The following is a 21,514-nucleotide window of genomic DNA, read 5'->3' as shown; positions in this document are numbered from 1 at the left end:
CCGCGTCCGGTTGAGTGGGGTCCTTCCGGAGCTGCGCGACGGTCAGGCGTCTATCTCGACGACGACCTCGACCACGTCATCCACGCCGATGCCCTCGCGATCCTGAAGCGCCTTCTTGATGGGCACGATGTACCCGCCATCCTTCGGCCAGAGCGCTGTGGTCACGGAGGTGGAGCCGACCGTGACCGACGCGGGGATCATCCCCCAGCCGTAGGTGACCACCGAGGCGACCTCGTGGATCATCTCGCTCTCTACCGGCGGCACGGTGACGAAGTGGAACGGCGCGGGTCCGCGCCAGAACCAGATCACGCCCTCGATCCGCAGCCGCATGGGATCACCCGCCGGCGGCGAGTTCCTTCGCCCTGGCGAGCGCGGCAGCGGCGGCATCACCGAACGTGCGGTCGAGGTGCGCGTCCTGCAGCACGGCGACAGCCCGCTCGGTCGTGCCTTTCGGACTCGTGACGCGGCGGCGCAACTCGGCGGGGTCCTCGCCGGAGGCGTCGAGCAGAGCCGTGGCGCCGATGAACGTCTGCTCCACCATCAGGCGCGCATCCGCGGCGGCGAAGCCCATGCCGACTGCGGCCTTCGTGAACTCCTCGATCAGCAGGTACACATAGGCAGGGCCGGAGCCCGAGATCGTGGACAGCGCGTCGATCTGCGACTCCGGCACCTCGACGACCGCGCCGACGGTCTCGAAGAGACTGCGCACGAGAGCGAGATCGTCATCGGACACGGCAGCACCTGCGGCGAGACCGGTGACGCCCTTGCGGACGGTCGAGGGGGTGTTCGGCATCGACCGTATGACACGAGCGTCCGCGCCCAGCACCTCGGCGAAGGTCTGCAGGGTGACCCCGGCGGCGACGCTCACCACGATCGAATCGGCGGCGAGGTGCGGGGTGATCTCGCGGAGCAGGTCCGGCACCATCGCGGGCTTCACCCCGACCAGCACGACGCGCGCCACGGACGGCCTCGGCGTTGCCGTCGGGCCGCTCGGCGAGGGCGATGCTGGTGACCCCGTCGAGATCCGCGAAGGCGGCGGCCTTCTCGGCCGTCCGGTTCGTCGCGGTGATCCCCCCGTCGATCCGGATCCCGGAGGCGAGCACCCCACGGAGGATCGCGCCTCCCATCGAACCGGCACCGAGGAAAGCGAGGGAAGGAAGGGATTCGGCCATGTCGTCATCCTACGGCGGGCACTCCCGCATCCTCAGGCGGGCGGTTCTAGACTCGTGGCATGAGTGCATCCGGAGGCAACAAGGCCATCGTCGCGGCGTTCCTGGCGAACATGGGCATCGCCCTCGCGAAGTTCGTCGCCTGGGCGCTCTCCGGTTCCGCCTCGATGCTCGCTGAGGCCATCCACTCGGTCGCCGACTCGGGAAACCAACTGCTGCTCATGCTCGGCGGACGCAAGGCCCGCCGGGAGGCCGACCGCGCACACCCCTTCGGCTACGGCCGCGAACGCTACGTGTATGCGTTCGTCGTCTCGATCATCCTGTTCTCGGTCGGTGGGCTGTTCGCGATCTACGAGGGCGTCGAGAAGCTCACGAACCCCCACGAACTGGACAAGACCTGGTGGTGGCTGCCGCTCGTCGTGCTGGTCGTGGCGATCGGGCTGGAGTCGTTCTCGCTGCGCACCGCCGTACGCGAGAGCAATCTCGTGCGCGAGAAGGGCCAGTCGTGGGTCTCATTCGTCCGACGCTCGAAGGCCCCCGAGCTGCCGGTCGTGCTCCTCGAAGACGTGGGCGCGCTGACCGGGCTCACCTTCGCGCTCCTCGGCGTCGGCCTCACCCTCATCACCGGGAACCCGGTGTTCGACGCGCTCGGAACCGTGATGATCGGTGTGCTCCTGGTGCTGATCGCGATCGTTCTGGGCGTCGAGACCAAGAGCCTGCTGGTCGGCGAGGGGGCGACACAGTCCGACCACGACCGGATCGTCGACGCCATCAACGCGGGCGACGAGATCGAGAAGATCATCCACATGAAGACCCTCTACCTCGGTCCGGACGAGCTGATGGTCGCCGCCAAGATCGCCCTCAACGCCGACAAGCCGTTGCGGGAGGCCGCCGACGACATCAACGCGATCGAGGCGCGGATCCGAGAGGCCGTGCCGGTCGCGCGCATCGTCTACATCGAGCCCGACGTGTACCGCCCTGCCATCGATCCCGAGCCCTCGACCGACGTCTTCGTGCTGAAGTCCTCGGACTGATCGAGACCGCCTTCACAGTCAGCGTCGCTGCCCGAAGAACGCACGCAGGAGAGCCGTCGACGCGTCCGCCTCGACACCGCCGATCACCTCGGCACGGTACGGAAGCCGCCGGTCGCGCAACAGGTCGTACAGGGACCCCGCCGCCCCTGCCTTGTCGTCCCACGCCCCGAAGACCACCCGGCTGATCCGCGCCTGCAGGATCGCCCCGGCGCACATGATGCACGGCTCGAGTGTCACCACGAGGGTGTGCCCTTCGAGGTTCCAGGAACCCACCACTGCCGCGGCACGGCGCATCGCCTCGATCTCGGCATGACCGGTGGGATCGTGTGTCGCCTCCCGGGTGTTGCGGCCCTCGGCGATCGGCCGCCCGTCCGGGGCGAGGACCACCGCTCCGACCGGGATCTCCGACGCCTCGGCAGCCTCGGCCGCGAGCGCGAGCGCACGGCGCATCGCGGAAGCATCGTCGTCGGACATGCGTCGAGCCTACGACAGCGACCGCACTCGGTCGGGGCACCGATGTCGTGCGGGGACCTGCGGCGCATTACCCTGTATCCATGCGTGTTCACGTGGCCGACCACCCCCTCATCACTCACAAGCTCTCGGTGCTGCGCGACGCGCGAACCCCGTCGCCGGTCTTCCGGCAGCTCACGGAGGAGCTCGTCACTCTGCTCGCGTACGAGGCGACGCGCAATGTGAAGGTCAGCCCGGTCGAGATCACCACTCCGGTGACCACGACCATGGGCGTCAAGATCTCCGAGCCCCGACCGATCGTGGTGCCGATCCTGCGCGCGGGACTCGGCATGCTCGAAGGTCTCGTGAAGCTGCTTCCGACGGCCGAGGTCGGGTTCCTCGGCATGGTCCGCGACGAGACCACCTTCGAGCCGACGACGTACGCCGAGCGTCTGCCCGACGATCTGAGCGACCGGCAGTGCTTCGCGATCGACCCGATGCTCGCCACCGGCGGTTCGCTCGCCGCCGCCATCAGTTCCTCTTCGACCGCGGCGCGAAGGACGTCACCGCGATCTGCCTGCTCGGCACGCCCGAGGGCGTCGCCGCGATCGAGGCCATGGCCGGCGACCGTGATGTGACCCTCGTGCTGGGAGCGCTCGACGAGCGCCTCAACGAAGGGGTACATCGTGCCAGGACTCGGCGACGCCGGCGACAGGCTCTACGGCACGGTCTGACGCCTTCCGGGCGTAGACCGCCTCACACCGCGAGACGGTAGACGCGTTCGTCTCCGTAGTGTGTGAACCCGGCTCGCGCCAGGATCGGTGCGGAGGTGGAGATCCGGCCCTTCACGAGGGCCGTCTTCGCACCCCACGCGGCGCCCTGCCGCAGCCGCTCGGCGAGCACGGCACGGTAGGCGCCGCGGCCTCGTTCCGCCTCGAGCGTGGACGCTCCCCACAACCGTACGAATCCGTCTTCGACCGTGCATCCGCCGGTGCTGACCGCGCGACCCTCGATCCTCGCGAGCACGCGGCATCCTGTCTGCGCCGTCAGCGCCGCCGTCACCTCGGCGAGTTCTTCGCGCAGACCCTCGTCGTCGAGAGCCTGCTGCTTCCACACCGGCACGTTGACCCCGTCGAGGTCGCGCACCTGATCGAGCGTGCTCACAACCTCGACCGACACATCGGACGGCACGTCGATCTCGACGTCGTCAAGGGACCGTGCGAACACCGCCACCGTGTCGACATGCTCCGCTCCCCGCCGGAGCATCTCCTCTTCGATGTGGGGGCGATCGGCAGCGCTCGTCCAGAAGGTGAACCGGGTCTCGCCCCATGCCTTCGTCCGCGCCAGCGATCGATCGACCACCTCGACCGGGTCGAGCGCGGACTCCACCTGGGATCCCCGCACGCCGCCGCCGAACCTGGCAGGGTCTCGAACGAGCAGCAACTCTTCCCGGATGTGCTCGCTGTCGCGTGGGAACCAGACCCATGCCGCAGCGGCGCGGAGGATGTCTTCGGTGCTGTGCGTCTGACCGCTCATTCCGCCGCTCCCACCAGACGGGCGAAGGCGCTGAGCCGTGCCACCCCCTCCGGCGTGTACGGCAGATCGTCGAGCAGCGCCGGCGAATGGATCAGATACGCGACGACCTGCGCGCGCGAGATCGCCACGTTGAGCCGGTTCTGCAGCAACAGGAACTCCGGTCCTCGCGGCGCATCACGGCCGCTCGAGGCTGCGAGCGACGTGATCGACACCACGGCCTCCTTGCCCTGGAAGTTGTCGACCGTGCCGACGGGAACGTCGGGGAAACCCGCGACGGCGAGCGCATCGAGCACCAGCTGGCGCTGTGCGTTGTACGGCGTGACGACGATGATGTCGGACTGCGCGAGCGGCCTGCTCGACGCGTCCTGGTCGTTGTCGGTGAAGGCGCGCCCGACGAGATCGCCGACGAGCCGCACCACCTCAGCGGCCTCTTCGGGTGACTGTGTGGCGTTGCCACGATGTCGGAGCGGCACGACGTGGAGACCGGGATCGATGCCGTCGACCGATCGGAGTTCGGTACCGGGGGCCGAGGCGAGCTGTCCGGCATAGGCGAGGGTGGACACGGGTGCCGCGACGAACGGATGCATCCGCCACGAGCGGGCAAGGAAGTAGCCGTAGTCGGCGCGAACGACCGGATCGCCATCCATCACCCATCCGAGCGCCGAGGTGTCGACCGGTTCGGGGTGCGCGCCCTGGCTCACCTGCGGAAGCTGCTGCGGATCGCCCAGCAGCAGGAGCCGTTTCGCTCCGGCGGCGACCGCGATGGTCGAAGCGAGGGAGAACTGCCCGGCCTCATCGATCACGAGCAGGTCGAGGCCACCGCGATCGACGCGCTGCGTGTTGCTGAAGTCCCACGCCGTGCCGCCGACCACCGCGCCCTCCCCGTGTGCTCGGCGAGGAAGGAAGCCATGCCGTTCTTCGGGATCGCCGTGTAAGACGGGTCGATGTCGGCGTCTTTGGGAGCCTTCGCCACCTGCGCGGGCGGGACGCCGTCGGCGACGACCCGGTCGAGGAGGGTCTCGATGATGGCGTGCGACTGCGCGACGACACCGACGGTGAAGCCGTGTTCTCTGACGAGCCGCGCGATCACCCGCGATCCCGTGTAGGTCTTCCCGGTACCGGGAGGACCCTGCACGGCGAGATAGCTCCGGTCGAGATCGAGGATGCCGCGCACGATCGCATCGATCGTGTCGTCCTCCGCGGGCGGCAGGCCGGCACCGGAAACCGTGCGCGGCGGGATACGGCGCAGGATGTCGGTGGCGGGGTCTTCGGGGAACTCCGGGGCAGCGGCGTGGACGGCGTCGGCCCACTCGTCGATCGCACCCTGGAGCGAGACCACCCGAGGGGGCGCCGCCGGCGTGAGGGCGAGCGGCAGCTCATCCCACGTCTGACCCTGTATCGCCGATTCGGTGACGAGGTAGCCGTCGTCGAGGACTTCGGCCACCGTGACCGTGTGGGGCACGTGCACAGCGCGCGACGGCACCTCGGTGTCGAACGGCGCCGGGACCGCGTAGAGCGCGAAGGGCTGGGATCCCACACCGAGCGTCGTGCCGGGCGAGACCTCACCGCGGATCTCGAGGTCGCGGGACATCACCCGGCGTCCCTCGCCGATGCTCCAGTCCCGACGGACGGCCGAGGTGGGCGGGTCGATGCGCACCACGTCGCGCGTGCCGTCCCACATCGTCACCGGTTCGCGCAGCCGCTGGAAGTGCGAGACCCAGAAGCTCTTCGCCTCTCGCGGGAAATAGTCGATGGCGGCGGCCGCTATGCGGTGCACGAGCCCGTCGCCGCCTTCCTCGACGTCACGCTCCGCATCGGCGAGCAGGGCGACCGAACGGGGCGACGGCTCGTAGATGACCTCATCGGCGTCGTCGGGCGGCGCGGGTGTCACGCCCTTCTGCCGGGCGATGTCGATGAGCCAGTTGCGCAGGCGTCGCGTCGACACGCAGTCGTAGCGGTTGTAGTCGGCGAGGTCTGCCAGCACCGCATCGGCCTCGGCCCGCTCCCCGGCCGCCGCGAGCTCGCGCGCCGCGACGTACTGCACGATCGAGTCGTCGCCCTTCTGCACATCGCTGGTGCGCACGTCTTCGCCCATGTAGAGCGGCTCGAGCTTCTTGATCGAGTACGACCGCGAGCCGACGCGGACCGTGCGAAGAACCAGCGGATACAGGTCGACGAACACGCCCTCTCGCAGCAGCCGGTCGACCTCTCCCTCACGGATACCGTGTCGCGCGGCCATCGCCACCAGGTGCGAGGTCTCGTACGGCGCGTAGTGATAGATGTGCATGCCGGGGTGCGCCACCCTGCGGGCGTTCACGAAGTCGAGGAAGGTCTCGAGCGCGCGCTTCTCGTCGGCGAAGGTGTGCGCCCACAGCGCCGAGTACTGATCGGCGTTGTCGACCCAACCGAAAAGGTAGTCGATCCCCCAGTGCGCCTCGCCGTCCGGCGCGGGCTCGGTGTAGAGGGGGTCGCCCTCGAAGTCGAAGAAGATGTCGCCGTGGCTGGGCAGCGGAAGGGTGTGGATCGCCGGCGCGTAGTGCACCTCGTAGGTCGGGACGCCCTCGAGGTCGGCCCTCACCTGAAGCCGAGCCTGGGCCCGAAGCGTCTCGAACGTGTCGACGTTCATGCCGACCGGTGCCTCGGTGGCTTCGGCCAGTCGATCGATGGTCTCGATGCCGGACGCCCGTAGCCGCGCACGCTGCACCGGACGCATCCGCGCCACCATGAGCAGGTCGCGATGTGCGAGCACCTGCTCCTCGCAGGTCGCGCACCGCCCGCACGCGACGATCTGCAGATCGCCCCGGTCGTCGCCCCACGCGAGCGGCGCGCCCGTCTCACCGTCGGCGATGCGCCGGTCGGCGATGAGCGCGCGCAGCCGCGCGCGCCGCACCTGGAACAGCGGCAGGAGGTCGTCGACGGCGTGCGTGCTGAGCGTGCTGTCGCCCAGGATCAGGTCGACCTCGTCGGAACGGGGGATGCCGAGACGATCGAGCTGATCGACATATGCCGCCAACTGCATGAGCGCCGTGACGCGGGCCTTGCGGGCCAGCTTCGAGTCCTGGACCCGCCACCGGCCGTCCTCGTCCTTGCGCAGGAAATCGGCGAATCCGACGAACTCCTCGGTCGCGAACGCGGCCTGGAAGACCACCTGCACGTCGGAGCGCAGCGCATCCACCGTCTCGGAGATCGCTGCGGACAGCGCCTGGGCGTCGATCGATGACACCTTCTCGACCCGATGGACGTTCTCGTCGCCGAGGTCGTGGATGTAGCGCGCCAGCACGTTCTGCTCGTGAACGTCTCCGAGCTCGGCCGCCCGCTTCAGGGTCGCGTCTTCGGGTTCCTCGACGGCCGGCACCCGACCCAGCTTCGCGTCGATCGCACGGCACCACGCGAACTCGCACTCGGCGGCCGCCTTGAGGTCGCTCGCGCTCCAGATGACGCGCTGCGCCTGAGTGTCGATCCGCACGATGCTCCCGTTCTGTCGGATGCATCGACACTATCCGCGGCATCCGACACGGGCGAAGCCGGGCGCGCCCGGCGTGTGCGGGCGGTCAGCGCCACCACGTGTCGTCGGGGGTCACCGGGAGGTGCCGCTTGTGCTGGGTGGCGAGGTACCTCGACTCGATCCGGCCGGCGACGTCGGGGTCGACCGTCCGCCCTTCGAGGAAGTCGTCGATCTGCTCGTACGTGAGCCCCAGCTCGTCTTCGTCCGCCCGGCCGGGCTGTCCGTCGAGCAGGTCGGCCGTCGGCACCTTGAAGGCGAGCCGGTCCGGCGCGTCGAGGAACTGCAGCAGCGCGCGTCCCTGCCGCTTGCTCAACCCGGAGAGCGGGAGGATGTCGGCCGCGCCGTCGCCGAACTTCGTGTAGAAGCCCGTGACGGCCTCGGCGGCGTGGTCGGTGCCGATCACGAGCAGACCGTCGTGGCCCGCGAGCGCGTACTGCGTGACCATGCGCACGCGCGCCTTGATGTTGCCCCGGTTGAAGTCGCTGATGTCGCTCGTGACCGCGAACTCGATGTCTTCCTCGACGCCGTCCACCCCGTTCTGGATGTTGACCTCGACCGAGGAGTCCGGTGCGATGAACTCGAGGGCGGCCTCGGCATCCGCTGCGTCGTGCTGCACGCGATACGGCAGACGCACGGCGAGGAACTTCGCTTCGCCCCCCTCGGCTCGTACGCGTTCGACGGCGAGCTGGGCGAGGCGTCCGGCGAGCGTCGAGTCCTGCCCCCCGGAGATGCCGAGCACGAACCCCTTCGCACCGGTCGTTCGGAGGTAGTCGGCGAGGAATCCGACACGCCTGTCGACTTCGGCTTCGGGATCGATCTCGGGCCTGACACCGAGGTCTTCGGAGATCTGCTGCTGCAACGACATGTGTTCCTCCGGTCTTGTCTTCGAATCAGTATCGCCCCTGCGTGTTACGCTCGGGTGACGCCGCGGCGTTCGGATGCTTCTGCCAGTCGCGACCTGAGAGAATGAGGCAGTGAAACTCCTGCTCGCCGCTCTCGCATCCGAACTGTCCGCATTCCCCGAGGAGCTCGCGGGCTTCGACCGGCTCGTCACCGGACCGGGCAAGCTGCAGGCGACATACGCGCTCACCCGCGCCCTCGACGCCCACGTCTACGACGAGATCGTGGTCGTCGGAACGGCGGGAGCCATCGATCCCGAGCTCGAGGCCACCGTGCACGAGGTCGGCGCCGCCTTCCAGCACGACGTCACGGATCTCGACGGCATCTCCGGGCAGCACGTCTCCCTCCCCGCACGCGTGTCGACCGGGCGTGACGGCGTTCTGATCGCGACGGGCGATCACTTCGTGGAGGACGCCGAGGTCACGGCTGTCATCCGCCCGTCCGGCGCGGCGCTCGTCGACATGGAGACCTACGCCTACATCTGGGTCGCTGAGCAGTTCGATGTGCCGATCCGCGTGTTCCGTGCCGTGTCGGACCAGGCCGAGGACGGCGCACTCACCGACTGGCGCGAAGCCGTCGCCCGCTGCAGCGTGCAGCTTCGCGAGGTCATCCGCACCGAGTACGGCGTCTGAGTCGGAACTCCCTGGTCGCCCGCGTCAGCGAGCCTCGATCACGCTGGGCCCGTTGGGCAGCGCCCGGACGGTGAGCTGCGCGGGGATCTGCTCCTGCATCGCCTCGACGTGGCTGATCACGCCGACCGTGCGTCCGCCCTGGCGAAGCTCGTCGAGCGTACGCATGGCCACGTCGAGCGTGTCGCCGTCCAGCGAGCCGAAACCCTCGTCGATGAAGAGGGTGTCCAGTCGGATGCCGCCGGCTCGCGCCGTGACCACCTCGGCGAGGCCGAGCGCCAGAGCAAGCGAGGCGAGGAAGGTCTCGCCCCCTGACAGGGACTGCGGTGGTCGGGTCTGGCCCGTGAAGGCGTCGGCGACCACGATTCCGAGACCGGACGCGGCACCGCGAGCGGCGAGGGCATCGGAGTGCTGCAGCTGATACCGGCCCGACGACATGTCGTGCAGGCGACGATTGGCCGCCTCGACGATCTCTTCGAGTTCGGCAGCGAGGACGAACGTCTCCAGTGTCATCTTGCGAGTGTTGGCGCCCCGACCCGCGATCGTGTCGGCGAGGTTCTGCAGCACGTCGAATCCGGCCAGGTCGTCGGCGGCACGAGCGTGCTCCGCCGCAGCCGAATCGATCAGCCCCGTGAGTCGCTCTGCCGTGACTCCGGCGCGGGCGGCCTCATCGACCGCGCTGGTCCAGAGCGCGCGTGCCGCGGCGGATGCCTGTTCGACGGCGGTGAGGTCGATCGGGTTCGGGGAGAGTACGCAGTTCCAGGTCGAACAGGATCGCGCGTTCCTTCTCTCGCTGCACGGCGTGCTGGGTGATGCGCGCATCGAGAGCTTCCTGCGTCGACGCCGACCGCAGGGCCTGTTCGACGGCCGCGACGCCGTCGAACACCGTGTCGGCCAACGCCGCATCCCGTTCGGCCTCCGCCGACGCGAGCGCCTGCCTACGCCTGGCGGTCTCGGCGATCGCCGCGACGAGGGCGTCGGCGGCATCGATCGTGACGGCAGCGTCGTCGAGTCGCGCCCGAACGGAAGGGAACGGGCCGCGGGCCTCGGCGATCAGCGCCTGCGCGTCCGCGTTCCGCTGCAGCAGCACGGCGTGAGCCTCTCGCACGGCTGCCAGATGTGCAGCGGCCTCCGCACGCTCCGTCTCGAGATCGCCGGCTCGGGAGAGGAGCGTCGCCAGACGCGTGTCCAGCGCCGCCACGTCTTCCGCAGCCGCACGGCTCCGTGCGTGCGCGGCGACCGCATCGGCGAGTTCCGCTTCGGCCTGTTCGACGGTCCGCCCGTCCGAGCGTGCTTCCGCGCCCGCGCGCTCGGCACGCAGCGCGGACGACACGGCGACGAGCTCACGCTCTCGCTGCGCCGCAGCATCGCGCACCGCCTCCGCAGCCTCGACGTCTTCGCGTGAGACCGGATCGGAATGCGTGGCGGGAGCGGGATGCTCGAGCGAGCCGCAGACCGGGCATGCGGTATCCGGCACGAGACGAGAAGCGAGCTCGCCCGCCATGCCATCCGCGCGCCGCTGCCTGAGCTGCGCGAGAGTCGTCTGCGCCTGAGCATGAACGGCCGAGGCTTCGGCGATCTCCGCGTCGGCAGCGGACTCCTCCTGGCGGAGCCGTCGCGCCTCACTCGCGGCGACACGACGCGCATCCGCCGTTTCCAGAGCCGCGCGCAGATCGCCTTCACGGTCTGCGATGCGCCGCGCCTGATCCCGCTCCTCTGTGAGTGTCGCCATCGCGTCCGGCAACGACGCGCGTTCACGTTCCCCGTCTTCGACGCGGGCCGTCGACACCTCGACCGCGGCCGCCGCGGCCGCCAGTTCCTCTGCGAGGCCGACCTCCTGCTCTTCGAGCACACGGGCGCGTTCCCAGGCACCGGTCTCCCTCGTGCGAGCCGCCACCCATTCTTCGAGCGCGCCCTCCTCGAGCTCCGCCTTCTCGCCGCCCCCGACGGCGATCTCGAATGCGTCCCACGCGGTCCGCGCGGCCTGTTCGGCCTCGACAGCCGTCTGGTACTCGGCCTGCGCTCTGGCGGCTGCGGCGACGGGGAACGCAGGGTCTCCGCTGCGCGCGCCGCCGCGCGAGTTCTGCGCGGGCCGCATCGATCTCGGGGATCTCCGCATCCAGACGCTCGAGAGCGACCCTGGCGCGGTCACGCTCGCGCTGGGCGTGCTGCTCCTCGCGCGTCACCGCGAGCACGGCGTCGGCGGCGACCGACCGCTTCTCGGCCTCCGCCTGCTCGGAAGCCCGGCGCTCGGCGCGATAGTCGGCACGGGCCTTCGCACGGGTCAGCGCGGCGAGACGGTCCTCGACGGAGAAGGCCCCCGCCCGCTCCCCGGTCGCCTCCGTGACGTCGTCGTCCTGCTCACCCGCCAGCCCCTCTCTGGCCACGAGACGCTCGGCTTCGTCGACACGGGCCTCGACCGTGGCGAGTCGAGCGCTGAGCGCGTGTTCGGCGGCCCGGCGACGCTCATCGAACCGGGCCTGCACGTCTTCGAACCGCTGCGTGCCGAACAGACGGCGCAACAGGGCCTGGCGCTCTCTGCTCCCGGCGAGCAGGAACTCGGAGAACCGGTTCTGGGCGAGCAGGATCACCTGAAGGAACTGCTCCCGGCTGAGCTGGAGGATCTCGTCGAGCTCGTTCCCCACGTCGACTGCTCGCGCTGCCCGCCCGACCCAGCCGTCACCTCTCCACTCGTCGAGGGCGACGGCGGACGCCTGTTTCGTCATGCCGCCGCCGCGTTTCGCCGGCCGCAGATACTCGGGCGACCGTGTCACGCGGAAACGGCCCGAAGGGGTGCTGAACTCGACCACGACCTCGGAGGGATCGTCGGGCTCGCAGTGATCGCTCCGAAGCCGCTTCTCTCCGCCCTCGTAGCGCGGCACGCCCCCGTAGAGCCCGAAGCACACGGCGTCGAGGATGCTCGACTTCCCGGCACCGGTGCGCCCCGCGATCAGGAAGATGCCGTCGTCGGCGAACGCATCGAAGTCGACGACCTGCCGCGACCGGAAGGGACCGAATCCCTCGACCTCCAAGCGGTGGAGACGCATCTAGACGAGTGCCTCGGCGCGCACCCGCTCATCGAGCACGTCACGGATCAGCTCCTGCTCCTGCGGGCTGGGCCCGTGCCCCGCTCGCACGTGCTCGAGGAAGGCCTCGATGCGGTCGGCGTCGGTGACCGCGGCGCGCAGCCTCTGGACGTACGACCCCTGCTCCGCTTCGGCGACCGCATCGGGCTGATGCTGCACCATCGCGCAGTAGGGGTAGCTCTCTCGCAGACGGCGCATCGGCTCGGTCTGCGGCGCGGCGTCGGTGTAGACCGCGCAGACCCAGTCCCCTGCGTGCTCGGCCACGGACGCGGACGACAGGATCTCGTCGAGCGGACCGGTGAGCGTCACGAGCCGACGCGGCACGGGCAGGTCGAGCCACGTCACGGCGGCGAGACCCTTCGCGTCGAGGTCGACGAGCCACGATCCTCGAGGTTTGTCCTGTTCTCCGAAGCTGTAGTGCAGCGGGGCGCCCGCGTAGCGCACCCGATCGCTGAGCTGCTGACGGCCGTGGATGTGCCCGAGCGCGACATAGTCGGGGCCGTCGAAGACGCTCAGCGGCACGAGGTCGAGTCCGCCCTGACGCACCTCGCGTTCGAGCCCGACGGTGGCGTCGACGCCCTGAGCGAAGCAATGGGCGATCGCGACCGAGCGCCCCTGATGCGTGGTCATTCCGGCGCGTACGAGGTCCATCGCGTGGGCCATGGTCTGCGCCTGGGTGCGCAGCGGGCGCCCGGCACCGTCGCCCTCGGGCCAGTGCTGCCGGACGATCGCGGGCTCGAGGTACGGGATCCCGAAGAAGTGCACGGGTCCGTCGGCGTCGACGATCGTGACGGGCACTCCGACCGCCGACGGGTCGGTCAGCACGTGGATGCCTTCACGCAGGAGGCGAGCCTGGAATCCGAGGCGGGCGGCGGAGTCGTGATTGCCGCTGGTCACGATCACGCGGGCGCCGGTGTCGTGCAGTGCGACGAGAGCATCTCCGAGCAGCGTGTACGCAGGACCGGAGGGGGTCGCGGAATCGAACACGTCTCCGGCCACGATGACCACGTCGACGGCGTTCTCGCGAACCTGCTCGGTCAGCACTCCGAGCACCTCGGTCAGCGCGTCCATGGTCGAGTTGCCATGGAAAGTCCGGCCGATGTGCCAGTCGGAGGTGTGCAGGATTCGCATACTCACACGGTACGAAGGACCTCGGACATTCCACGCGAGGCGTGCCGTGCCGTGCCGTTCACGGCCTGCGGAGGAGGCGGAAGGTCCCCTGACCCACCCTCGTGGCGACGATCGGCACGTGGTGATGCGAGATGCTCGGTGCACCTTCACCTGTGCGGCGTGCGGGGCTGCGCGATGCGAGATCAGGGCTGCCCTCCGCCCAACAGGAGCCGGACTTGCCCCGCCGGCTGAGGGTTGTGCCCGCTCCGTCGCGACTACCGACTTCCGCTCTCCTCCTCGAGGTCGTTCGACCAGTTCGCCTCCTGGATGCGGTTGTCGAGCTCGCGCAGCTCCTGCGCGACCGCGTCCGCCCGTGCACGCAGCTGTGCGACCGGGAGTGCCGAGACCTGCCGGAGCTCCGAGCGCATCTGGCGCAGGAACTGGTCGTTCGAGCCGGAGGCGGCGACAGCCGCATCCGTCAACACCGAGTGTCGCAGACGCAACACGTCGCGAGCCGCGAGGGCGTCGGTCATCGTCCCCTCCGCGCCGAGCACGAGCCGTGCGTTCGTGGAGTTGATGCGGCGGATGAGCTCTTGCAGCTGTACCAGAGCGGCATCGGCGTCGAGGATCAGCGCTGCGGCGTCCTCCGCGGGCTCCTCCCCCTCTTGATACCGGGCGTTCGCCACGATGCGGGCACGCAACTGCTCGATGCGACGCTGCAGATCGGCGCGCGCGGTGAGGGCCTCGGCGAGTTTCATGACCTCATCCTCGCAGGAACAGCGCGTAACAGTACGTCATACGGCGAGCGCTCAGCGCGCGCGCAGCAGGTGCGCGTGCTCAGGGTGGGCGGAGAACCAGTCGGAGACGTACCAGCACACCGCATCGACCTTGCGATCACCGCGTTCGAGGATGTCGGCCACCGCACCCTCGACGACCTTGCCCGCGTAGCCGTTCCCGCGGAAAGTCGGGATCGTGAAGGCTCTGGTGAGAGCGATCGTGCTGCCGTCGTCGCGGTAGTCGAGCACGCTCACGAGTTTGCCGTCGCGAGTGAGCGTGTAGCGCGACGCGTCCTTCTCATCGGTCAGGATGAAGCCGCCGACTGTATGCGAGATCGTCATTCGATCCACGTTACGCCCGCTGCGGCCGGCCGGGCGTTTTGACATGGGCCGTCATGATCGGACATAATCCCCCCATGACCACCAACGCACGCCCTTTGTCCGCCCAGGAGGCGAACGGGACTGCCGGGATGATGATGCCCGGTCGCGTTGGCATGTGTTGCCGAATGTGTCGCTGAACGAACAGCCACCCCGCCTGACCTGAACTTCTCGCCATCTGCGAGGTCAGAGTCACCGAGCATCCACCCTTGCTCGCTTCCCGGCTCCGCCGGTCATTCACGCAACGCATCAGAGCCCCGCTCGATCCGGGCTCACGTCCTGAGGACCACATCATCATGTCGAACACCGCACTTCTCGAGCGTCCCGCCACCACCGCCGCGATCCGCACCCAGCCGGATCCCGCCCCCCTCGCCACCCCCTCGGCCGATCTTCCCGCCGTCCGCTCGCCGCGCGGCTTCGCCCTCTACGTCGGACTCGACGAGATCAAGGCGGCCGAAGCCGGAGTCAGCCTCCCGCTCCTCGTCGACGCTCTGCGACGCACGCTCGCCGAACTCGCACCGGGCGCCGAGACGCACGCGACGGTCGCCCTTGCACCGCACGGCTCGGGAGGTCGCGACCTCGACGTCGTCCGCCTCGCCCTGCAGGAGCCCGGCGCCATCGCCCGCACCAAGGCGGCAGCCGAAGACGACACGGTCGAGGAGGAGACCGGCGTGACCGTCGACATCTCCCGCAAGCGCGTCCTCATCGACGGCGAGTCCGCCGCGTTCACCTACAAGGAATTCGAGCTTCTGCAGTACCTCGTGCTCCGCGAAGGCCGCACGATCGAGCGCAGCGAACTGGTCTCCGCGCTCTGGCAGGCGCAGGACGACGAGACACCGGGCGAGCGCACGATCGACGTACACGTGCGTCGCCTGCGCGCCAAGCTCGGGCGCTACGAGGACATCGTCCGCACGGTGCGCGGCATCGGCTACCGGTTCGACCGGCACGCCGACGTCGTCATCCGCTACGGACACGGAACCCCCTCGCCCGACCGCTTCTGAACCCGACCCCGAGGCCCGTGTCAGGGCCGGAGCGTAGGGTGGGCGCATGACCCTGACAGCGGACTCCGCCGCGGCCGATGCCGTCGACGCAGACCTCCGCAGGGACACCGTCTACCGCCCTCCGCACGATCTCGATCTGCTCCGCACCGTCGGGATGCTCCGCCGCGGCAGGAACGACCCCACGATGATCATCGACGGACCGATCATCTGGCGCGCGCTGCGCACCCCGCTCGGGCCGGTGAGTCTCGCGCTTCGCCTCGTCGGCGGAGAGGTTCGGGCCACGGCCTGGGGACCCGGCGCGGAGCATGCGCTCGCCCGTGTGCCCGCACTCTGCGGCGCCGACGATGACGACGACGGCTTCGACGCCTCACGACATCCGCTCATCGCCGAGGCCGGCCGCCGAAATCCAGGGCTGCGCCTCACCCGCACCGACGAGGTGTTCGACGCGCTCGCCTGCGCGATCATCGAGCAGAAGGTCACCGGGATGCAGGCCTTCGGCGCATGGCGTTGGCTGGTCTCCCGCTACGGCGAGCGCGCGCCCGGTCCGACCCCTCGGCCCCTGTTCGCGCCCCCGTCCGCCGAGCACTGGCGGTGCATCCCCTCCTGGGCGTGGCACCGCGCCGGTGTCGAACCGCCCCAGTCCCGCACGATCGTGCGGGCGGCCGAACGCGGCGACCGCATCGCCAGCGCCGTGCAGGCGGCCACGTCCGGGGCCGACCGCGACCGCGTGCTCACCAGCCTGCCCGGGGTGGGGGTGTGGACGTCGGCCGAGACGCGCATCCGAGCCCTCGGCGATCCCGATGCGGTGAGCGTCGGCGATTACCATCTCGCACATGAGGTGGGCTTCGCCCTCGCGGGAAAACGCACCGATGACGCAGGGATGCTCGAGCTCCTGGCGCCCTGGGCGGGGCACCGTCAGCGCGTCGTGCGTCTCATCTTCGCGAGTGGGGTACACGAACCACGGCGGGGTCCGCGTCTCGCGCCCGAAGATCATCGCGACCGCTGAGACCGCCGCCTATGCTGGGGCCATGTCCCGTACCGCCCTGCGCATCTCCATCACCGTCGGCCTCCTCATCGTCGGCGTCGTGGTCGGGCTGATCTTCCAGAACGTGTGGCTGGGCGTGCTCCTCGCCGCGATCGTCTGGTTGGGCTGGTTCCTGGGATACGAGTCGCGCCGCGGCAACAACGCCGGCGTCAACGACGAAGACCACGGCATCGAGCTCTGAGCGACCCCCGCGGCACTCAGTAGTACACGGCCAGCGGTCCCGAGGGTCCGTCGATCACGCGCACGGGCGTCTCGAAGACGCGGGTGAGGACGTCGTCGGTCATGATCGCCGCCGGCGAGCCGAACTCCACGACCGCGCCGTCCTTCATGGCGCAGATGTGATCGGCGTAGTGTCCCGCGAAATTGATGTCGTGCAGCACGATGACGATCGTGCGGCCGAGTTCCTCCGCCGCCCGACGCAGGTGCTTCATCATCTGCACGGCGTGCCGCATGTCGAGGTTGTTCAGCGGCTCGTCGAGCAGCACGAACTCGGTGTCCTGCGCGAGCACCATCGCGACGTACGCGCGCTGACGCTGTCCGCCGGAGAGTTCATCGAGGTAACGGCTCTCCAGCGCACCCAGATCGAGGAAGTCGATGGCGCTGCTGATGATCTCCTCGTCCGCACGGGTCAACCGACCCTTCGAGTGCGGGAAGCGCCCGAATCCGACGAGCTGACGAACCGTGAGCCTCGTGACGAAGTGGTTCTCCTGCCTCAGGATCGACACGACCTTCGCCAGGTCCTTCGATTTCGTGGAGGCGACGTCGAGCCCGGCGATCTCGATCGCACCGGCATCCATCCCGTTGAGGCGTCCGATCATGGTCAGCAGGGTCGACTTGCCTGCACCGTTCGGGCCGATGAGCGCCGTGATGCCGCCCGCGGGGATCTCGAGGTCGACGGGACCGATCCCGACCTCGCTGCTGTAGTCACGGCGGACGCCCTGGAGTGCGATCACAGCCTGCCCTTTCTGAGGATGACGATGAGGAAGACGGTGCCTCCGACGAGTTCGATCAGGATCGACACCATGCCCTGCGCATAGAACACGTTCTTCATGACGAAGTACGCCCCGGCGAGGATGGTGAAGGCCGTGAGCGCGGCAACGGGGAAGATCAGTCGATGGTCGTGCGTGTCGGCGAACTGGTACGCGAGCGTCGCGACGAGGAACCCGAGGAACGTCATCGGTCCGACCAGCGCTGTCGACGTCGCCATCAGCACCGCGACGAGGAACAGCACGACGAAGAGCTCGCGCCGATGGTCGAGACCGAGCGACCGCGCGGCATCCGGGCCGAGGGCCATGAGGTTCAGCCGTCGCGCGCGCATCCACAGCAGCGCGGACGCTGCCACGACCAGGGGGATGGCAAGCGGGAGATACGATGCATCGGCGTTCGAGACGTTGCCGAAGAGGCGCGCGGCCAGCACATCGAACTCGCTCGGGGTGAGCAGGCGCTGCATGAAAGTGGCGATCGCGCCGAGTCCGCCGCCGATCACGATCCCGACGAGGAGCATGATCTGGAGGTTGCCGTACCGCCCTGACAGCAGCCATCCGTACAGGGCCACCGCGAGCCCGACCATGATGGCGACCTGGATCGCGAACTGTCCGATGCCCTGGATCGCGACGAGCCCTGCCACGCCGAACAGGTACACGGTGGAGGTCTGCACCACCCGGTAGAGCGACTCGAAACCCATGATCGACGGTGTGATGATGCGGTTGTTCGTGACTGTCTGGAAGCTCACGGTGGCGATGGCCTGAGCCACCGCGACGAGCGCCATGACCGTGACGTCGGTCGCGCGATGCTGCGCGATGCGCCAGAACCCCGGGGTCCCGACGGGCATCGGGTTGCCCCATGCGAGGAGCCCGAAGCCCGATCCGACGGACAACACGATCAGGATCCCGAGCACGATCACGTACCGACGGCGGGCGCGCGGCGTCGTGAACGAGCCGGCGGAACGCATCGGAGCGCTCGATGTCGCGAAGGTCGTCGTGCCGCTAGCCACGTCGACGCTGCCTGAGCAGGAGGAGCACGAACACGACGGCGCCGACGACCCCGAGGATCAACGAGACGGGCACCTCGAACGGCATGATGATCGTGCGCCCGATGATGTCGCACACCGTGACGATGGCGATGCCGAGCAGACACACCCAGGGCAGGTTGCTGCGCAGGTCGTCACCGCGCACCATCGAGACGATGTTGGGCACGATGAGTCCCAGGAAGGGCAGATTGCCGACGACCACGGTCACGACGCCGGTCGTCACCGCGATCAGGACCGTACCGAGGAGGATGATCCGGTTGTAGTTCACGCCGACGTTGGTGGCGATCTCCTCGCCGAGGCCCGCGATCGTGAGCCGGTCAGCCACGATGAACACGATCACCCCGATGATCGCGACGATCCAGAGCATCTCGTATTGCCCGCGCATCACCGAGGTGAAGCTCCCGGCGAACCACACGCCGAGGATCTGCAGCGAATTCGTGGCGAGCGCGATGTAGGTGGACAGCGCTCCGACCACCGCACCGAGCATGATGCCGACGATCGGGACGATCAGCGACGACTTCAGGGCGACCCGGCGGAGGAAGGCGAAGAACACCATCGTGCCGATGAAGGCGGCGATCACGGCGCCGGCCATGCGCAGCGGGAGAGACGGCTGGGGCACGAGGATCATCACCGCGAGAAGGCCGAGCCCCGCCCACTCCGTCGTCCCGGTGGTGGTCGGCTCGACGAAGCGGTTCTGTGTGAGCAGCTGCATCGCCAGTCCCGCCATCGCCATGGACGCTCCCGCGAGCACCAGTGCGATCGTGCGCGGGACGCGGGTGATCTGGAACATCTGCGCGCCGTCCGCGGCGCCGGCAATGTCGTACACGCCGGTGAACAGCGAGATGACGAGGAGGACGGCGACGACGAGGACGCCGATGAGCAGCTTCACGTCGAAGAGCCGCCCGGCGTGGCGGGGCGGCACAGTGATATCGGTGGTGACCATGATGACGGTGCGGCGGCATCCGGATCAGCCGGATGCCGCCGCAAGAGCTCAGTTCGCGCTCTTCTCGAGCGCGTCTGCGAAGTCGTTGAGGAACGTCGTGTACGTCTGGATGCCCTCGTTCAGGTAGGTGTCGGTGGGCATGTAGACGATCTGCTCGTCCTGCACCGCCGTCACTCCAGCGAGCGCCTCGGAGCTCTCGAGGATCTCCGCGGCCTGCACGTAGTCGGGGGTCTCGGCGGCGAACACGGCGTCGCGGTCGAGCACGAGGATCCAGTCAGGGTTCGACGACGCGATGGCCTCGACCGAGATCTCGTCACCCTGGTGGTCGTCACTGGCGTCATCGACTTCGAGCGCCGGAGTGAGGCCGAGGATGTCGTAGATCGGCCCGAGCGAGCGGCCGACCGTCGGCGCGAGGTAGCCGATCTCTCCGCCGGAGGTGTTGACGGCCATCACCGTATCGGCGTCGTCGTACGCGGCCTTGGCGCGCTCGACCGCGGCGTCGAAGTCGTCGACCAGCTTCTTGGCCTCGGCCTGCTTGCCGAAGATCTCGCCGAGGACGGTGACCTGGCGCGTGAGCTCCTCGTCGAAGGGCTCACCCTCGCGCGGCTCGAGGTCGATGATCGTGGCTTCGGGCACGAGGTCGGCGATCGCGGCGTTGTGCTGGGTGAATCGCTGACCGCTGATGATCAGGTCGGGCTCGACGGCGACGACCGCCTCGAGGTTCGGCTCGCTGTGCAGCCCGATGTCGACGATCTCCTCGTCCTTCGCATACGACACGGTCTCCGGCATGAGCGCCACGGCGCCGGCCGAGAGCTCGACGCCCCAGTCCGAGAGCGTCTGGAACGTGCGGTTGTCGAGGGCGACGACGGACGCGGGCGGGGTGTCGATCTCGTGCGTGCCCGTGTTGTCCTCGATCGTGACGGAGCCGGCCGCCGGGTCGGTCTCCTCCGGTTCCGCCGTGCTGCTGGAGGCGCAGCCGGCGAGGGCGAGAAGTCCGACGAGCGCGACGCTCGTGGCGGTGAGGGTTCTGGGCACGGACATGGAGAGACTCCTGTTCTGCGGGATCGTCGCGCACACGAAGGGCGTCGGGGGGGGTGAAGTTAGGGTGACCTGACCTCACTTCAATTAGGTTAGCCTTACTTCATGAGCGATACGAAATCCGGCTTCTCGATCGAGCGTCGCGGCCTCGAGCTGCGCTTCCGCAACGTCACCCTGAGCGCACGCGAATGGCTGGCCCCGGACTTCGTGCGCGTCCGCCTGACCGGCAGCGACCTCGCCGGCTTCGACTCCCTCGGCTCCGACGACCACATGCGGCTCTTCTTCCCCGACGGTCCGGTCGGCTCGGTGGAAGAGCTGCGCTCCGCACCGAGCCGCGAATACACCCCGCTCGCCTGGGGCGAGGATTGGCTGGACGTCGAGTTCGCCGTCCACGGCGACCAGGGCGTCGCGGCTCCCTGGGCCGCGACAGCACCGCTCGGGGCGGCGATCGGCGTCGGCGGACCTCGTGGCTCCGCGGTCCTCGTCGGCGAACCCGGCTCCTGGCTGCTGGTGGGCGATGAGACCGCGATCCCCGCGATCCGCCGGTTCGCCGCGCTGATCCCCGTGGGCACCCCCGCCCGCATCGTGGTGGAGACGGTGAACCAGGGCCGGGAGTTCGACATCGAGGCCCCGGTCGAGATCGAGTGGCTGCACCGCGGTAACGCGCCGTCCGGCTCCGCTCTCATCGCGTTCCTCGAGACCCTGACCGCCGATGACGCCGTCGGCTCCGACCCCTTCGTGTTCATCGCCGCCGAGCAGGCGATCGTCAAGCCGGGTCGGGCGCTGCTCGAGCGCTGGGGCGTCGACACCGCCAAGGCCGTCGTGAAGGGCTACTGGAAGCGCGGCGAGGCCGAGTACCACGCCCCGCACTAGTGCGAGGTCAGC

At 69.1% G+C, this 21,514-nt stretch carries 20 protein-coding genes and 3 pseudogenes; 7 read left to right on the top strand and 16 right to left on the bottom strand.

Annotated elements, in window-relative coordinates; translation table 11 throughout:
* Positions 1 to 42: 42 nt before the first annotated feature.
* The gene (locus G4G29_RS04675) at positions 43 to 330 is read right to left on the bottom strand and encodes a DUF1905 domain-containing protein (RefSeq protein ID WP_183151988.1); all 288 of its coding nucleotides are present in this window, start codon (positions 328 to 330) and stop codon (positions 43 to 45) included.
* Positions 331 to 334: 4 nt separating this feature from the next.
* Positions 335 to 1,172, bottom strand: a pseudogene (gene proC / locus G4G29_RS04670) (pyrroline-5-carboxylate reductase).
* Positions 1,173 to 1,231: 59 nt separating this feature from the next.
* On the opposite strand from proC, the gene G4G29_RS04665 reads away from it, so the two are divergent.
* Complete coding sequence (locus G4G29_RS04665) at positions 1,232 to 2,203, top strand: cation diffusion facilitator family transporter (protein WP_183151987.1); 972 nt, start codon at positions 1,232 to 1,234, stop codon at positions 2,201 to 2,203.
* Between the two features lie 18 nt (positions 2,204 to 2,221).
* Here the strand turns inward: G4G29_RS04665 and tadA are convergent, their stop codons facing one another.
* The gene (gene tadA / locus G4G29_RS04660) at positions 2,222 to 2,677 is read right to left on the bottom strand and encodes a tRNA adenosine(34) deaminase TadA (RefSeq protein WP_244632393.1); all 456 of its coding nucleotides are present in this window, start codon (positions 2,675 to 2,677) and stop codon (positions 2,222 to 2,224) included.
* A gap of 80 nt (positions 2,678 to 2,757) precedes the next feature.
* Between tadA and upp the strand changes: the two are divergent.
* Positions 2,758 to 3,387: pseudogene (gene upp / locus G4G29_RS04655) on the top strand (uracil phosphoribosyltransferase).
* Positions 3,388 to 3,409: 22 nt separating this feature from the next.
* Here the strand turns inward: upp and G4G29_RS04650 are convergent.
* From G4G29_RS04650 to nadE, 3 genes and pseudogenes are all read right to left on the bottom strand, one after another.
* Entirely contained in the window at positions 3,410 to 4,189 is a 780-nt protein-coding gene (locus G4G29_RS04650; RefSeq protein ID WP_183151986.1) for a hypothetical protein, read from the bottom strand.
* A pseudogene (locus G4G29_RS04645) lies at positions 4,186 to 7,655 on the bottom strand (TM0106 family RecB-like putative nuclease). The gene G4G29_RS04650 and the pseudogene G4G29_RS04645 overlap by 4 nt, the downstream one beginning before the upstream one ends.
* Positions 7,656 to 7,740: 85 nt before the next feature.
* A complete protein-coding gene (nadE, locus tag G4G29_RS04640; protein ID WP_183151985.1) occupies positions 7,741 to 8,559 on the bottom strand; it encodes an ammonia-dependent NAD(+) synthetase in 819 nt (272 codons plus the stop codon).
* Between the two features lie 109 nt (positions 8,560 to 8,668).
* Between nadE and G4G29_RS04635 the strand changes: the two genes are divergently transcribed.
* The gene (locus G4G29_RS04635) at positions 8,669 to 9,226 is read left to right on the top strand and encodes a nucleoside phosphorylase (RefSeq protein ID WP_183151984.1); all 558 of its coding nucleotides are present in this window, start codon (positions 8,669 to 8,671) and stop codon (positions 9,224 to 9,226) included.
* Positions 9,227 to 9,250: 24 nt separating this feature from the next.
* Here the strand turns inward: G4G29_RS04635 and G4G29_RS21275 are convergent, their stop codons facing one another.
* The 6 genes from G4G29_RS21275 to G4G29_RS04605 all read right to left on the bottom strand — a co-directional run bounded on the left by G4G29_RS21275 (position 9,251) and on the right by G4G29_RS04605 (position 14,537).
* The gene (locus G4G29_RS21275; protein WP_244632391.1) at positions 9,251 to 9,790 is read right to left on the bottom strand and encodes an SbcC/MukB-like Walker B domain-containing protein; all 540 of its coding nucleotides are present in this window, start codon (positions 9,788 to 9,790) and stop codon (positions 9,251 to 9,253) included.
* A gap of 100 nt (positions 9,791 to 9,890) precedes the next feature.
* Positions 9,891 to 11,075 (bottom strand): hypothetical protein, encoded by a 1,185-nt coding sequence (locus tag G4G29_RS21270; RefSeq protein ID WP_244632390.1) that lies wholly within the window; start codon positions 11,073 to 11,075, stop codon positions 9,891 to 9,893.
* Positions 10,978 to 12,270, bottom strand: coding sequence for an SMC family ATPase (locus G4G29_RS21265; RefSeq protein WP_183151981.1), 1,293 nt, complete (start codon positions 12,268 to 12,270; stop codon positions 10,978 to 10,980). The genes G4G29_RS21270 and G4G29_RS21265 overlap by 98 nt, the downstream gene beginning before the upstream one ends.
* The gene (locus G4G29_RS04615; RefSeq protein WP_183151980.1) at positions 12,271 to 13,440 is read right to left on the bottom strand and encodes an exonuclease SbcCD subunit D; all 1,170 of its coding nucleotides are present in this window, start codon (positions 13,438 to 13,440) and stop codon (positions 12,271 to 12,273) included.
* A gap of 254 nt (positions 13,441 to 13,694) precedes the next feature.
* Entirely contained in the window at positions 13,695 to 14,177 is a 483-nt protein-coding gene (locus G4G29_RS04610) for a DIP1984 family protein (RefSeq protein WP_183151979.1), read from the bottom strand.
* 51 nt (positions 14,178 to 14,228) lie between these two features.
* Positions 14,229 to 14,537 (bottom strand): GNAT family N-acetyltransferase, encoded by a 309-nt coding sequence (locus tag G4G29_RS04605; RefSeq protein ID WP_183151978.1) that lies wholly within the window; start codon positions 14,535 to 14,537, stop codon positions 14,229 to 14,231.
* A 332-nt stretch (positions 14,538 to 14,869) separates the two neighbouring features.
* On the opposite strand from G4G29_RS04605, the gene G4G29_RS04600 reads away from it, so the two are divergent.
* From G4G29_RS04600 to G4G29_RS04590, 3 genes are read left to right on the top strand one after another with little or no spacing between them, the layout of a single operon-like run.
* Positions 14,870 to 15,574, top strand: coding sequence for a winged helix-turn-helix domain-containing protein (locus G4G29_RS04600; protein WP_183151977.1), 705 nt, complete (start codon positions 14,870 to 14,872; stop codon positions 15,572 to 15,574).
* 46 nt (positions 15,575 to 15,620) lie between these two features.
* Positions 15,621 to 16,580 carry a DNA-3-methyladenine glycosylase 2 family protein gene (locus G4G29_RS04595; RefSeq protein ID WP_183151976.1) on the top strand — a complete coding sequence of 320 codons (960 nt, stop codon included), beginning with the start codon at positions 15,621 to 15,623 and terminating at the stop codon, positions 16,578 to 16,580.
* Positions 16,581 to 16,602: 22 nt separating this feature from the next.
* Complete coding sequence (locus tag G4G29_RS04590; protein WP_167634225.1) at positions 16,603 to 16,800, top strand: hypothetical protein; 198 nt, start codon at positions 16,603 to 16,605, stop codon at positions 16,798 to 16,800.
* A 16-nt stretch (positions 16,801 to 16,816) separates the two neighbouring features.
* On the opposite strand, the gene G4G29_RS04585 is transcribed toward G4G29_RS04590, so the two are convergent.
* Genes G4G29_RS04585 through G4G29_RS04570 form a run of 4 tightly spaced genes read right to left on the bottom strand, consistent with a single transcriptional unit; the run spans position 16,817 to position 20,632 of the window.
* Positions 16,817 to 17,572, bottom strand: a complete 756-nt coding sequence (locus G4G29_RS04585) for an ATP-binding cassette domain-containing protein (protein WP_183151975.1) — start codon at positions 17,570 to 17,572, stop codon at positions 16,817 to 16,819.
* Positions 17,569 to 18,570: an iron chelate uptake ABC transporter family permease subunit gene (locus tag G4G29_RS04580; protein WP_183151974.1), complete on the bottom strand. Its 1,002-nt coding sequence runs from the start codon at positions 18,568 to 18,570 to the stop codon at positions 17,569 to 17,571. The genes G4G29_RS04585 and G4G29_RS04580 overlap by 4 nt, the downstream gene beginning before the upstream one ends.
* A 34-nt stretch (positions 18,571 to 18,604) precedes the next feature.
* The gene (locus tag G4G29_RS04575) at positions 18,605 to 19,591 is read right to left on the bottom strand and encodes an iron chelate uptake ABC transporter family permease subunit (protein ID WP_183151973.1); all 987 of its coding nucleotides are present in this window, start codon (positions 19,589 to 19,591) and stop codon (positions 18,605 to 18,607) included.
* A 48-nt stretch (positions 19,592 to 19,639) separates the two neighbouring features.
* Positions 19,640 to 20,632: an ABC transporter substrate-binding protein gene (locus G4G29_RS04570; RefSeq protein WP_183151972.1), complete on the bottom strand. Its 993-nt coding sequence runs from the start codon at positions 20,630 to 20,632 to the stop codon at positions 19,640 to 19,642.
* Positions 20,633 to 20,734: 102 nt separating this feature from the next.
* Here G4G29_RS04570 and G4G29_RS04565 point away from each other — a divergent pair, with 102 nt between their 5' ends.
* Positions 20,735 to 21,502, top strand: a complete 768-nt coding sequence (locus tag G4G29_RS04565) for a siderophore-interacting protein (RefSeq protein ID WP_183151971.1) — start codon at positions 20,735 to 20,737, stop codon at positions 21,500 to 21,502.
* The last annotated feature ends 12 nt before the right edge of the window (positions 21,503 to 21,514 follow it).

Origin of the sequence: Microbacterium sp. Se63.02b (assembly GCF_014171575.1) — a bacterium.
In the GTDB taxonomy this organism is placed as follows: Bacteria; Actinomycetota; Actinomycetes; order Actinomycetales; family Microbacteriaceae; genus Microbacterium.
Note: the sequence above shows the minus strand (reverse complement) of the source record. Positions and strands in the feature narration are given on the sequence as shown.